This window comes from Streptomyces sp. NPDC101191 (assembly GCF_044767915.1).
GTDB lineage: Bacteria > Actinomycetota > Actinomycetes > Streptomycetales > Streptomycetaceae > Streptomyces.
Window position 1 is genome coordinate 802624 of record NZ_JBIWOU010000001.1, and the last position, 14318, is coordinate 816941.

At 70.1% G+C, this 14318-nt stretch carries 6 protein-coding genes; 2 read left to right on the top strand and 4 right to left on the bottom strand.

Features of this window, described 5'->3' with window-relative positions; all coding sequences use genetic code 11:
- Window positions 1-235: 235 nt before the first annotated feature.
- Both ACIRQF_RS03590 and ACIRQF_RS03595 read left to right on the top strand, forming a co-directional pair.
- Window positions 236-8830 (top strand): DNRLRE domain-containing protein, encoded by an 8595-nt coding sequence (locus ACIRQF_RS03590; protein ID WP_404088465.1) that lies wholly within the window; start codon window positions 236-238, stop codon window positions 8828-8830.
- 13 nt (window positions 8831-8843) lie between these two features.
- Window positions 8844-9365 (top strand): SMI1/KNR4 family protein, encoded by a 522-nt coding sequence (locus ACIRQF_RS03595; protein ID WP_382485889.1) that lies wholly within the window; start codon window positions 8844-8846, stop codon window positions 9363-9365.
- A 72-nt stretch (window positions 9366-9437) separates the two neighbouring features.
- Here ACIRQF_RS03595 and ACIRQF_RS03600 read toward each other — a convergent pair whose 3' ends face one another.
- The 4 genes from ACIRQF_RS03600 to ACIRQF_RS03615 all read right to left on the bottom strand — a co-directional run bounded on the left by ACIRQF_RS03600 (window position 9438) and on the right by ACIRQF_RS03615 (window position 14266).
- A complete protein-coding gene (locus ACIRQF_RS03600) occupies window positions 9438-11093 on the bottom strand; it encodes an ADP-ribosyltransferase domain-containing protein (protein ID WP_404088469.1) in 1656 nt (551 codons plus the stop codon).
- Between the two features lie 70 nt (window positions 11094-11163).
- Window positions 11164-11841 carry a macro domain-containing protein gene (locus tag ACIRQF_RS03605; protein WP_376628354.1) on the bottom strand — a complete coding sequence of 226 codons (678 nt, stop codon included), beginning with the start codon at window positions 11839-11841 and terminating at the stop codon, window positions 11164-11166.
- Window positions 11842-12067: 226 nt separating this feature from the next.
- Entirely contained in the window at window positions 12068-13423 is a 1356-nt protein-coding gene (locus ACIRQF_RS03610; protein ID WP_404089506.1) for a lamin tail domain-containing protein, read from the bottom strand.
- A 255-nt stretch (window positions 13424-13678) separates the two neighbouring features.
- Window positions 13679-14266 carry a TetR/AcrR family transcriptional regulator gene (locus tag ACIRQF_RS03615; protein WP_404088472.1) on the bottom strand — a complete coding sequence of 196 codons (588 nt, stop codon included), beginning with the start codon at window positions 14264-14266 and terminating at the stop codon, window positions 13679-13681.
- Window positions 14267-14318: the final 52 nt, after the last annotated feature.

Here is a 14318-nt window from a genome sequence, read left to right on the forward strand (position 1 = left end):
GTTCGGCGAAATCCAGGGAGCGAACGAATCGGGCGAATCAGCTTCCCCCCGACTCCCGTCATCTGCCGACAGACCGTCACATGCCCGAATTCTGAATGTGGTTGACGTGCCCTGATGCCTCTGATTAGAAAGCCCCCCGCCCGCACCGGAACCCGGGGCGGCATTTTCGGTCAAAGGAAGGACCGGCGTGAAAGTGAGATTCGGACGGGCTCTGGCCTGTCTCGTGGTTTCGGCGATGACCTCCGCGACGCTGCCGCAAGCCGCGTATGCGGCGGCGACGAACACCGCGGGGGTTTCCGGGGACGACGGCGGGGGTGTCGTCGACACCCTCAAGGGCTGGTTCTCGGACACCGAACCGGGCGACACGGCTCCCGAACAGCCCTCGACCGGCGGCACCCCGGTGCTGCCCAGCCGGGAGCGGCTGCCCCGCGGAAAGGCCGCCCCGAAGCCGAAGCGGGTCGCGGAGCTGACCGGTCGGCGCACGGCGACCGCCCGCTACTGGCAGCTGTCCGACGGCCGGGTCCAGGCCGAGGTGTCGGCGGTCCCGACCGCCTATCGCGCCGGAGCCTCCTGGAAGGACATCGACCCGACGGTGACCGCCGGCCGGACGGCGGCGTTCCCCTTCGCCAACACCACCAACGCCGCGAGCACGTGGTTCGGTGCGGACGCGAGCAGACTGCTCCGCTTCCAGGCCGCCGACGGTCACGCCGTGACCCTGGGCCTGAAGGGCGCGGGCAGGCTCACCCCGCTCGCCACCGGCGACACGGTGACGTACCGGAACGCGGTGCCCGGCGCCGACCTCACCTACCAGGTGGGCCCGGGCCGGGTGAAGGAGAACATCGTCCTCGGCAGCCGGCCCGCCGGCCCCGTCACGTTCACCTTCACGCTGGACGCGGGCGGGCTGACGCCGAAGGCGGCGGCGGACGGCTCGATCGGCTTCTACGGTGAGGGCGCGGCTCCGGTCCTGGTGATCCCGGCCGCGTTCATGACGGACGCCGGGAAGGATCCCGGGTCACCGTACGGCACCGGCTACAGCGCCGCGGTCGGGCAGAAGCTCAGCCGTGCGGGCAAGGGCTGGCAGCTGACGGTCACGCCGGACGCGAAGTGGCTCGCCGCGCCGGAGCGCCGCTATCCGGTCACGATCGACCCGACGATCTCCATCGCGCCGACGCCGACCACGGCGCAGGACGTGATGATCTCGTCGGACGGCCCGACGACCAACTACGACGACAACTGGCGCCTCTCGGTCGGCAACACCTCCACCGGCACCTCGCGCGCGCTGCTGCGCTTCCCGCTCGCCGGCGTCCCGGCGGGCACCAAGGTGGACTCCGCGGACCTGCGGCTGTACTTCGACCAGACCCACACGGCGGGTGACACCGAGGTCCAGCTGGAGGCGCACCGCGCCACCCAGGCGTGGACCGAGGACCAGGCCACCTGGAACAGCGCCAACGGGCTCACCGGCGAGCTGTCCGGCACCTCGGTGCTGGTCGACAACGCCGAGGCCGGCCGCACCGCCGCGGTGGGCGCCTGGCCCGCGTCCGCGAACACGGCGTACACCCAGTACGCGGTCAACCAGACGTACCAGTACAACAAGGACTCGGTCGCGGGTGACACGTACACCTGGCAGCCGAGCCTGCCGGAGGACGGCACCTACCAGGTCGAGGCGCACTACGTGCCCGCAGCGGACCGGGCCACGAACGCGCCGTACACCGTCACCTACGACGGCGGGTCGAAGCAGTACCTGGTGAACCAGCAGGCCGGCACCGCCGGGGTGTGGAAGACGCTGGGCACCCACCCGTTCAGGGCCGGCACGCTCGGCAAGGTCGTGCTCGGCGACGCCCCCGCCTCGACGACGACGGCCGTGCTCGCCGACGCCGTCCGCTTCACCAAGGGCGGCGCGGTCACCAAGCAGCCCGGCGAGCTGAACACCTGGCACAGCTTCCCCGTCACGAAGACGGTCCAGCAGTGGCTCGACGGCACGTACGCCAACAACGGCTTCGTGATCAAGGCCGGTGACGAGTCCGCGAACGGCCCGAAGGGCGGTCCGCGCTACGAGGGCAGCGAGTTCGGCTACGGCGGCGAGGTCGCCAACTACCCGCGTCTCGTCCTCACCTTCGGCCGGCAGGGCGTGGACCTCGCGGCCCCGTCCGTCATCCACGACACGGGTGCGGAGCTGAACTGGTCGGCGTACCAGGACAAGGACCCGATCGGCACCGGCGACGACCTCGTCGAGTACCAGGTCCACCGCTCGATCAGCCAGACCTTCACCCCGTCGGCCGCGACGCTCGTCGCACCGGTGAAGCCGGGGACCACCTCGTTCACGGACAGCACCGCGGTGCCGACGAAGGCGGACGACCCCGATCCGTTCGGCCGCGCCTACTACTACATGGTCGCGGTCCGTACGAAGGACGGACAGGTCGTCGCCGCGCCCACCCAGCTCGTCCGGCTGCCGAAGGCCGGGCGGACGACGAAGGTCCTGGACGCCACGCAGGACACCACCCTGTCCTCGGCGCGCCCGGCCCTCACCCACGACACGATCGACGACGGCGGCCCGAAGAACTGGCTGAGCGTCGGCAACAACTCCGCCACCTACGGCGACACCCGCGCCCTGCTGAAGTTCCCGGCCCTGGGCATCCCGGCCACGGCCCGGGTGCTGGACGCCAAGGTGCGCCTGTGGAGCACGCAGACGGCCCAGGACACCGCGGGGGCGGTGTACGAACTCCGCCCGCTGACCCGTGACTTCGACGAGTCCGCCGCGACCTGGACGAAGGCCGACGCCGCCACCTCCTGGACCACGCCGGGCGGCGACTTCGGTGCCGTGGCGGGTGACACGGGCGCGAAGACGAACGACCCGGCCCGGCACGACTGGAGCGTCGTCTCGATGGCCCAGTCCTGGGTGACCACCCCGGCCTCCCAGCGGGGCGTGGTCCTCAAGATGGCCGACGAGGCCGCGGCGCAGGAGCGCACCCTGTTCCTGTCCTCCGAGGGCACGGAGCAGCGACTGCGCCCCCGGATCGTCGTCACCTACATCGACTCGACCACGGAGTCGACGTACTACGCACCGCAGACGCCGGCGCGGATGACGCCGAACACCGACTACGCGGTCGACTTCACGCTCACCAACACCACCGCCGCGACGTGGAGGGCGGCCGACCACGTCCTGACCTACCGGTGGACGCTGCCGGACGGCACCGACGTCACCAACGGCGGCAACCAGGTCCGGACCGCCCTGCCCGCCGACGTGGCCCCCGGCGCCTCGGTGAACCTGCAGGCCGTCGTGAAGACGCCGATCAACTCGGACAACGGCAACAAGCGCACCGACTACGTGCTGACCTGGGACGTCCTCGACAAGACGGCCGGCACGTGGACCTCGGGCACCGCCGGCATCCCCGGTCTGAGCCAGAACGTGGCGGTGGAGGACCCGACCTCCAACCAGCTCGGCATGGAGAAGTTCTACGCCTACACGGGCAAGAACACCGGCGCCGGTTCGACCGTCATGAACAACCTGGCCTCGGGCAACAGCGTCTGGCAGTACAACGCGTTCACCAACCCCGGCCGGGGAGTCACCACCTTCGCCCGGTTCGCGTACAACAGCCTCGACACCTCCGACACGGTCTCCGGCCACGGCTGGTCCTTCCAGGCCGCCGGCCCGGTCCGGCTCGGCGCACCGCTGGAGTTCCACCCCAAGCCGCACCCGACCGAGATCAGGCTCCCCGACGGCGACGGCACGACCCACGTCTTCCGCGAACAGCCGGACGGCTCCTGGAAGGCCCCGGCCGGCGTCCACTACAAGCTGACGGCGAAGCCCGGCCTCGACTGCACGCCGCTGAAGGACCCGGTCCCGGACGCCTGGACGATGACGCGTCCGGACGGCTCCCGCTTCCTGTTCGGCTGTGACGGCTACATGACGTCGCTCGTCGACAAGAACGGCAACACCCAGACGTACACGTACGAGGAACGCAAGTCCAACAACAAGCCGACCAAGTTCCTCTCGTACGTCACCGACCCGGCCGGCCGCCAGTCGCTGACGGTCGAGTACTACACCAAGTCCGACGGCGTCGGCCCGAAGATCACCGACCACATCAGGTCGATGACCGACATCTCGGGCCGCAGGATCACCTTCGAGTACTCCGACAAGGGCCTGCTCACCAGGATCACCGACGGTGCGGGCTCCGCCCAGCCGAAGGTCTTCGGCTTCGAGTACGACGCCGAGCAGGGCAACAAGAACGTCAAGCTCGTCAAGGCCACCGACCCGCGCGGCAACGCGACGGCCATGGCCTACAACGCCCCCAAGGCCGGTGACGACCCGAAGTACCACTGGTGGACCAAGACGATCACCGACCGTCTCCAGGGCACCACGGGCTTCGCGTACGCGGTGAACGCCGCCAACACCAAGTTCACCGACACCACGGTCACCGATGCCGAGTCGCACGCCTCGGCCTACGTCACCGACGACTTCGGCCGCGCCGTCCAGTCGACCAACGCCAAGTCCCAGTCCATGAAGCTGGCGTGGGACGCGGACAACAACGTCACCTACACCGAGGAGAACAACGGCGCCAAGACCGCGTACTGCTACGACCAGAGGACGGGCTACCCGCTCTGGAAGCGCGACGCGGAGAACAACAAGGCCGGCGTGCCGCCCTCTTCGGACTGCGCCCCGGGCACCTATCCGGCGAACTCCGCCCGGTACGTGTACCAGACCCGCGCCGACGGTTACGCGGCCGACCTGTTCACCAAGACCTCCCCCGAGGGCCGGAAGTGGCAGTTCGGCTACGACACCTTCGGCAACCTGAAGACGGTCACCGACCCCAAGGGCGTCGCCACCTCGACGGCCGGCGACTACACCACGTCGTACGAGTACGACACGTACGGGAACCTGACCAGGGCGACCGACGCCAACGGCAACGCGGACACGAACAGCGACTTCGGGCCCACGGGCTTCCCGAGGACGATGACGAACGCGCTGAACAAGTCGTCGACGTTCGTCTACGACGAGCGTGGCCAGGTCACCGAGGTCACCGACGCCCTGGGCAAGAAGGTCACGCAGACCTACGACACCTTCGGACGTCCGCTGGTCAAGACCGAGCCGAAGGACCAGGCCGCCGGCGACCTGATCTCCGCGCCCGCTCCCGTGTACGACGCCAACGACAACATCACCACGTCGACGGCGCCCAACGGAGCGGTGTCCACCGCCGTGTACGACGCGGCCGACCAGACGACCTCGGCGACCGCGCCGAAGTACACCACGACGTCGGACGAGCGGAAGACCACCTACACCTACGACAAGGTCGGCAACCTCAGGACGACGACCGAGCCGAAGGGCACGCTCACCACCGCGGACGCGACGGACTTCGTCACGACCAACTACTACAACGAGATCTACCAGCTCACCTCGGTCACCAACGCCGAAGGGGACAAGGTCAGCTACGAGTACGACGACGCCGGCAACACCACCAAGGTCGTCGACCCGAAGAAGAACCTCACCGCCGACCCCGCCGACTACACCAGGCTGTCCGGCTACGACCTGAACCACCGGGTCACCTCGGTCACGGACGCCGCCGGGAAGGTCACCAGGAAGGCCTACGACAAGGACTCCCTCGTCGTCTCCACGACGGACGCCGAGAACAACACCACGCTCGTCAGCTACGACGAGCGGGGCAAGCAGTCCGAGGTCAAGGTCCCGCACAGCGGCACCTCGCCGATCACCTACCGGACCACCCGGTACGAGTACGACCAGGTCGGCAACACCACCAAGGTGATCACCCCACGGGCGGTCGACGCGGGGACCACCACGGCCTTCACCGTCCGCACCGACTACGACGCGCTGAACCGGCCCAAGCGCCAGTACCAGCCGTACGACCCGGCGGACGCCGGCCACAGCGACCCCAACGTGTACACCGAGACCGAGTACGACGCCGTGGGCCGGGTCGCGAAGACCTCGATGCCGCCCTCGGAGGGGCAGACGGTCCGCAACGACACCGTCTTCTCGTACTTCGACAACGGCTGGACCAAGAGCTCCACCGACCCGTGGGACATCGCCACCACCTACGACTACAACGACGTGGGCCAGCAGACGGCCCGGACGCTGACCTCGGCGGGCGGCTCCTCCAACCGCACCATGACGTGGTCGTACTACCCTGACGGCAAGGTCAGGTCCCGTTCCGACGACGGTGTTCCGGCGGGCCGGTCGGTGGTCCTGGCGGACAACTCCGACACCCAGCAGACCACCGCCACGGGCACGTGGGCCACCGGGAACGTCACGGGGCAGCAGGGCTACGACCACCGCACCCACGCGGCCGGTACGGGCACGGACACCTTCACGTGGACGCTCGACATCCCCAAGGACGGCACGTACACCGCGTACGTGAAGTACCCGAAGGTGACCGGGGCCGCCACGACCGCGAAGTACACGCTCGCGCACGGCACGACGACCGAACCGTCCGTCACCAAGGACCAGAACGCGGCTGCCGGCACCTGGGTGAGCCTCGGGAACTACGCTCTCAAGCAGAGCGAGACCACCACGCTGAAGCTCGTGCAGAACAGCGCCGGCGTCGTGGTCGCGGACGGCGTCAAGCTGGTCCGTGACAACGCCGCGGAGGCCGACACCGAGAAGCGGACCTTCGACTACTCCTACGACGTCAACGGCAACCTGACCTCGATCGGCGACACGTCGTCCGGGGCGAAGGTCGACGCCTATGCCGTCGCCTACACGGACCTCAACCAGGTCCGGAAGGTGACGGAGTCGCTGTCCGGGGTGGAGAAGAAGGCGACGTCGTACACCTACGACGCCAACGGCCAGTCGGAGACGGTCAGCCACCCCAGCCAGTTCTCGAAGTACACCTACGACCTGCGGGAGAAGGTCAGGACGGTGTCCGTCGGCACGTCCGCGACGGACACCGACCCCAAGGTCACGGCGTACACCTACACGGACCGTGCCCAGAAGCTGAAGGAGACCAAGGACAACGGCAACACCGTCGACTACACCTACTACCTCGACGGTGCGCTGAAGTCGACGACGGAGAAGAAGGCGGACGGCACCACGCTGGTCGCCTCGCACACCTACGCCTACGACTCCAACGGCAACAAGGCGCAGGACGTCGCGCGGAAGATGAACGCCGACAACCGTGCGGCGTACCTCGACTCCACGACCGACTTCACCTACGACCCGGCCGGCCGGCTCGTCAAGTCGGTCAAGACGGGCAACGGCGCCGGTACGGAGACGTACGACCACGACGACAACGCCAACGTCATCAGCCAGACCGTCAAGGGAACCAGCACCACGTTCCGCTACGACCGCAACCGGCTGCTGACCGCGACGACGTCGGGTGTCGGCGCGAACTACGCCTACGACCCCTTCGGACGCCAGCAGTCGGTCAGCTCCGGCGGGAAGGTCGTCGAGCGGAGCGTCTACGACGGCTTCGACCACGTCGTGGAGTCCCAGAAGCTGGCCGCCGACGGCGCGATGAAGTCCACGACGTACACCTTCGACCCGCTGGACCGCACCGCGTCGAAGACGGCGGAAGGCAAGACGACCGACTTCGAGTACCTGGGCCTGTCCGGCGAGGTCCTCGACGAGAAGGTCGCCGGCGCGCTGACCAAGTCGTTCCAGTACAGCCCGTGGGGCGAGCGCCTGTCGCAGAGCAAGCACAACGCCGACGGCACGACCGAGGACGGCTACTACGGCTACAACAGCCACACCGACGTCGAGACCCTGACCGACAAGAACGGCGACACCAAGGCCACCTACGGCTACACCGCCTACGGCAACAACGACGCCACCGAGTTCACCGGCATCGACAAGCCCGAGGCGGGTCAGCCGGACAAGGAGGAGTACAACCCCTACCGCTTCAACGCCAAGCGATGGGACGCCCAGTCCGGCACGTACGACATGGGCTTCCGCAACTACAACCCGGGCCTCAACCGCTTCACCACCCGGGACATGTACAACGGCGCCCTCGCGGACATGAGCCTGGGGGCGGACCCGTTCACCGGGAACCGCTACGCCTTCAGCGGCGGCAACCCCACCAGCTTCGTCGAGCTGGACGGCCACTTCGCCATCCCGCTGATCTGGTGGGCCGGTGCGGCACTGGTCACCGCGCTGTACGCGGCCACGCCGCAGGGGCAGCAGAACCTTGCGGACGCGGGGACGGCCCTGGGCGACATGCTGATGCCCTCCGCGGACGAGGTCGACTCCGGCAGTTCGAACGACAGCGAACCGCGTCCGGGCCCCACCCCCCAGCCGTCGCCGGGCCCCCAGCCCAGGCCCGCGCCGAGGGTCACCGACACCAACAACCCCACGTGCGACCCGATGCCCCTGATCGACGGCGGCCGGATCTACGGCGGTCTCGAGGAGTACACGGATCACACGGGACGGAAGGGCTGCCGCGCGACCGGCGCCTGGGCGTACCTCGACAAGGACGACCGCAGGTCCCGGACGGGGGCGAACGGTCTGCCGAAGTGCCCCGAATGCGAACCGTCCGTCAGTCCGGAGGGAATGGAGGAAATCCGGGCAGGCGGCGGGAAGCCGCAGGCCGGCCACCTGATAGGTTACTGGGGCGCAGGTACCGGTCAGGATGTCCGAAACCTGGTCGCCCTGCACGGCAGGGCGAACGCGAGGATGGCCAGCAAGGTGGAGGCCTTCGGGTGGAAGCATCTGACCGGCGACAACAAGCTGATCATGTCGGTCGTGCCGGTCTACGGTGATCCCCATTCGGCCGTTCCCACTCTCGTCCAGGTGGGGATGACCGCGTACGCGCCCAACGGGGACATCGCGGGAACGTTCTCGTGCACCGCCATCAACTCCCAGAGCGGCATAGGCTCGACGTGCTAGGAGGGGACCAGTAGTGGCAACGCTCTCGCAGATCCAGGCCTTGCTGGGTGAGCCCAGGTTCAACTGGTCGGATCCGACTCCGTGGAACGAACTGCAGCAGGAGTTCGGCATCGAGTTCCCGCCGGACTTCCGTGAGATCGTTGACGCCTACGGCTCGATCACGATCAACGGGCAGTTGTACCTGGAGCACCCGGCCGGACACCTTCTGCACAGTCTGGGAAAGACCATCAGGGGCGATCTCGACCTCTGGCGCGAGGAGGACATGGCGGAGCTGCTGCCCGGTCCGGTAGGGGCGGACCCCGGCGCGCTGATGCCGGTGGCGTCGGCGGTGACGGGGGAATGGATCTTCCTTCGTGTTCCCGACGACGCCTCGTCGCCCTGGCGGGTCGTGGTCCAGGAGATGGACAGCCCGGCGTGGACCCTCTACGAGATGACGTTCGGCGAGTGGCTGCTCGCCTATCTCAAGGGCAGGGACGTGACGTTGTGCGCGCGCGACCGCGCGCCTGACGGACCGTCGTACGAGTCGCTCTCCTGATCCTGCCGGCAGAGCGAACGCGGTGGTGCCCCCGGCCCTGGTGGCCGGGGGCACCGTCGCTTCCCCATGCGGTCAGGAGACGAGCCGGGCGTCCAGCTCGGTCAGCTTGACCGTGCACAGCCCGCCCCGCTCGGTCGTCACGTCCGTGACCTCCAGTTGGGTGCCCGGAGCGAGGATGTACTCCTCCTCCCCGGTGAACGCGGAGAAGCTGCGGATCCCCACCGCGCGGGCGGGGGTCACCTCGAACAGCGTCCGCTTGCCACGGCTGCCGAGAAAGGACCGGGCGACGCTCAGCTCGGAGGTGCAGGAGGAGACACCCCACCAGGTCACCGTCCCGCCGACGGGATACTGCCGGCGCAGATCCAGACCGACACCGCGCCACAGCGGCCGGTTCTGGGCGGGGAGTCCGGAGACGGCCGAGAACAGCAGGCGCAGGTACGGCAGGTAGGGGACGACGCGGCTGCGGTCCGGGGAACGCAGCACGGCGTTGACGGTCCGGTAGAAGCCCGACTCGCAGGTGTAGAGGAAGAGCGCGGCGATGGCGTCGGCCGAGAGCCCTCCCCCGGCGGCCTCGTCCGCCCGCCGCTTGCCGAACTCGCGTGAGCGGTCGATGTGCCGGCCGAGCCCGGACAGCACGCCGGTCACCGGGGCGACGGCGTCCTCGAAGGGCATCAGCGGGGTGTCGAACACGCCGGTGACCGGGGGCAGGACATGGCCCTCGTCCTGGACGCTGGTGAGGCGCTCCAGGTAGAGCTGGTGCAGCTCCATCGTGGAGGCGATGAAGGCGCCCATGCGCGCGGCGACGTCGGCGTCCGGGCCTCCCTTGCCGGCGCCCGCGCCGCCGGCACCGGCGGCCGGCTCGTTCCAGCCCTTGCTCGGCAGCCAGTCGACCGGGTGGGCACCGAGCGACAGCAGGGCGTCGTTGACCGTGGTGAAGTGGTCGCCCTCGCAGAAGAGATCGCCCTGCGCCGCCGGGTTGGCGTGGTCGATGTGCCGGACCTGGACGCCCGGGTACTTCTTCTGCAGACGCAGGACGGTCCGCTTCAGGGCGCGGGCGTGGGCGCCCCACCAGGCGAAGACGACCCCGCGGTCCTCCTCGTCCTCCGCCTCCTGCTTCGCCCGGAGGATCTCCTCGACGATCCGTTCGGCCACCGGGCGCCAGAAGGCGGTGTGCTGGTCGGTCGCCACGGCGCCGTCGGCGCTGGCGGTCAGCGAGGCGTTGAGGAGCAGCACGCCCTGGGTGAGCATCGCCTGGAACCACTCGGGCGGCTGGACCGTCTCCCGTTCCTTCAGCAGGGCGCGGACCTCGCCGACGGGCGTCTTCTTGGCGATGCCGTACTTCCACATGGCCGCCGCCTTGATGAGGCAGCGGATGCTGACGACCCGTCCGAACTGGCTGTCCTTCCAGTCGTTGAACGTGTTGTCGAACATCGCGATGCCGGTGGCGCTCTCCGGCCGCGGATAGGGGTTCTGCCCGAAGGCGACGACCTTCCACTTGTGCGGCGGGTTGGGCTTGAGCGCCTGGAAGGTCAGCTCCCGGACGGGGACGACCTGGGGGCTGCGGCCCGGGCCGATGAACTCGGCGGCGCCCGGCCGTGCCTCGATGACGGGCTGGAGAACGGGGAGCCAGGGCTCGCCGCCGCCGGTGAACAGGCCGGTCAGGCCCAGCGGGTCGGCCGCGTCGGGCTGCGACGGGGCGGGCGTGGTGGGCGTGCTGGCGTCGCTCATGGAGGAGGAGCTCCCGGTCGTCGTGTCCGAGGGGGGAAGGGGGCCGGTGGCGGGCGCGGCGGAGCCGGGGTCAGCGGCGAAAGGAATGCCCTTTGGGCGGCATGATCCGCACCCTGGTCGTCGCCGGCGCCTGGTCGATGCCGGCGAGCTGGGCGGTGATCGTGGCGCGCAGCTCGTCGTCGTCCTCGAACCAGTGGTCGTGGAAGAGCGTGTAGCCGGTCCACATCAGGTTGGCGCAGACCCGGGCCGGCACCCGGCCGGTCTGTGCCCCCATGCCGACCAGTGCCACCGAGCGGATGCTGCCCGGCGCCCGCCGGTTCTGCCGGTGCACGGCCTGGAAGGCCGCGGCGCAGGCCATGGCCACGTTCAGCGTCTCGCTCACGTTCTGCGAGGAGCCCACCATCGTCGGGGTCGAGATCAGGAACCGGGGGACCGCCGCGCCCGAGGGAACGCACACGGCGCTGCCCACCGGCAGGCTCCCGGCGAACCGGTCCCGGACGGCCCGCTGCACCCGCAGCTGGATGCCCGCCCCGAGATGCCGCTTGATCACGGCGTCGACCCCGCCGTCCATCCGGCCCGCCGCGTTCGTCGGGGTGACCCACGCGTCCACGTTCTCGTCGAGGATCGAACCCCGGCGGATCTCGATGCCCGGCGTGTCGGCGAACGCCGCCCGCCATGCCTTCACCACGCCCTCGTTGACGTCCGCCAGAACCACCCTGAGCGTCGTCTCCACACAGCCCTCAGCCATCACGTACCCCCTGTCAGGAAGCCTCTTCCAACACCCCCGACGCTAGTGGGCACCACTGACAACGGCCCTGGTGGAAAGTGACGCTGACGTGCCCTCATGTCGTCCCGGCACGGGCGGTTTCCCCGGTCCGGGCCGTGTCGTCCGGGGCATGCCGAAGGGCGCCCGACGCCGGCGGTCGCCGTGTCGGACGCCCTCCGTCCCGCGGGGCGGGCGGGCCTCGCCCGGTTCAGCAGGTGAGGGTGCCCCTGCGGATCGCGTGACCGCCCGTGTTGCCGTCGTCGGCCCAGTAGACGGGCTTCGTGCCGCCGACGCACTCGTCGGCCGCGGAGAGCGCGAAGCCCTCGTTGTTCAGGTCGGCCATGCCGGTCGGACGGTCGTAGACGGCGGTCGTGGCGAAGCTGCCGCCGGTCGCGATCTTCATGGTCCGGTGCCGGCCGGAGCAGGTGTCGTCGCAGACGACCCACAGGCGCGCTGCCTGCGGCTCCCACTGGAGCTCCATCACACCGGTCATGCCGCTGCTGATCGTGGCGATCCGGGTGGCGGCGCCGCCGTCCTCGAGCACGTAGCCGTGCACCGACCCGGTGCCCTCGACCCCGACGAAGAAGACTCCGCCGGTGTGCGCGCCGAAGCGGTTCGGGTCGTAGGCCGCGCCCGTCGACTCGTCCTTGAAGCCCGCGGCGGTGAGCGTGGCGTCGGGGATCCAGGTGATGGCCTCGAAGCCGGCGTTGGAGCCGACGGCCGGCAGGCCGGCGGTCAGGTTCCACTCCTTCGTGGCGGTCAGGGTGGTGCCGGTGCCGGTGTCGACGGCGTAGCGGAGGACCGACAGGCGGCTGGTGCCGGAAGCGTCGCCGTTGCGCTCGCTCGCGACGTACGCGCCGCCGGCGGCGCCTGCGGCGGTCAGGGTGACGGCCTCGCTGTCCGGCGCACCGGTGCCACCGGGGAAGCGCAGGGTCTTGCCGGAGGTCCAGCCGTTCGCGGTGTCGGGCCGCCAGCCGCCGGAGCCGTCACGGACCAGGCGCCACAGCTTGCCGGAGTTCTGGGCGCCCCACAGCACGGAGCCCTCTTCGTACAGGCCGCTGAGGTCGGAGCCGAAGACGTCGGAGCCGTCGGCCGTCGCCACGGAGCTGCCACCGGGCCAGGCCACCGGGCCCGTACCGCCGCCGGTGCCGCAGTCGTTCGGCGAGCCGAGCGTCAGGGAGGCCTGGCCGAAGGCGCCGGTGCCGTCGGGGCAGCGCGACCAGGACGGGGCGGAGTGGCTGGTCCAGGTGAAGCTGTCGACCAGGGTGCTGCCGCCGGGCAGGTACAGGCGGGCCTTGTCGCCGGAGCCGAGTCCGAACGACGCCGAGACGTCGAAGGAGCGGGCGGCCCCGGCGGCGAGCGTCGTGCCGGACGGCACGGTGAACCTCGAGCTGTTGTTGTCGTCCTTGAGGACCCAGCCGGAGACGTCGACGGCGGCCGTGCCCTTGTTGAACAGCTCGATCGAGTCGTTGACGCTGCCGGTCGTGACCACCTCGTTGATGCGGACGTCGTCCGCCGGGGCCGCCTGGGCCGAGGGAGTGAGCAGGGCCGCGGCGGCCGCCATCGTGGCTCCGGCGACCGCGAGGCGGAGCGAGGCGCGGCGGAGGGGGTCGAGTCGACGACGCCCGCGGGGAGCGCGTACTTCGGGCACGGTGTCCGTCCTGGGTGGAGGAGGGGAGTGGGGTCTGGGCGAGACGAGGCTCCCGGCCGATGCCGAACGGCGGTCGGCATCGGCCCGGTTGCCGTGTGAACGCACGTCGAACGACAGGTCGACGCGCACCGGCCGCCGCCTCGCCGGGGCCGGGCGGGCCCGGGGGCGCTATGCCACGGGCTGTCGCAGCCCGTCGAGCTCCGCCTCGATGGCCTCCGTCATGAGGGCGCGCGCGTGACCGACGGCCAGGCCGCCGCTGAGCCAGCGCATGCTCAGGCCTTCGAGCAGGGCGGTGAGACGTTCGGCCGCCCTCGCGAGGCCGGCCGCCGGTGCGAGGGGGTGGACCCGCCCCAGCAGGGCGGCCACCTCCTGCACCCACACCAGCGTCGCGCGGGCGAGGTCCTCGCGCAGGACGGGGTCGAACACGGCGCTCGCCCGCAGCTCGCCCCAGGCGGTGCTGTTCTCGCGCACCTGCGGGGCGTCCTGGAGTTCGAGGAGCAGCACCTGGTCGAGCTCCTCACGGGGACCGAGCGGCTCCGCGCCCGGCTCTTCGGCCGTGGTGTAGCGCTCGGCGCGGTCGTTGATGAACTCCAGCGTCTGGCGCAGTACTCCGGTGCGGTCCTTGAAGTGGTAGTAGATCAGGCCGGTGGACACCCCTGCCTCCTCCGCGAGTTCCTCCACGCGGAGGCCGCGGACGCCGCGCCGGGCGATGACCCGGGCGGCCGCTTCCAGGATCCGAGTACTGCGAGACGCCATGTCACGAACCCTATCCGGACCGCCGGTCCCCCGTGCCCGCCTCCCGTCACGA

Coding starts and splice junctions, on each gene's coding strand:
- ACIRQF_RS03590 (WP_404088465.1), top strand. CDS start 236: ATGACCTCCGCGACGCTGCCGCAAGCCGCGTATGCGGCGGCGACGAAC.
- ACIRQF_RS03600 (WP_404088469.1), bottom strand. CDS start 11,093: ATGAGCGACGCCAGCACGCCCACCACGCCCGCCCCGTCGCAGCCCGAC.
- ACIRQF_RS03605 (WP_376628354.1), bottom strand. CDS start 11,841: ATGGCTGAGGGCTGTGTGGAGACGACGCTCAGGGTGGTTCTGGCGGAC.
- ACIRQF_RS03610 (WP_404089506.1), bottom strand. CDS start 13,423: ATGGCGGCCGCCGCGGCCCTGCTCACTCCCTCGGCCCAGGCGGCCCCG.
- ACIRQF_RS03615 (WP_404088472.1), bottom strand. CDS start 14,266: ATGGCGTCTCGCAGTACTCGGATCCTGGAAGCGGCCGCCCGGGTCATC.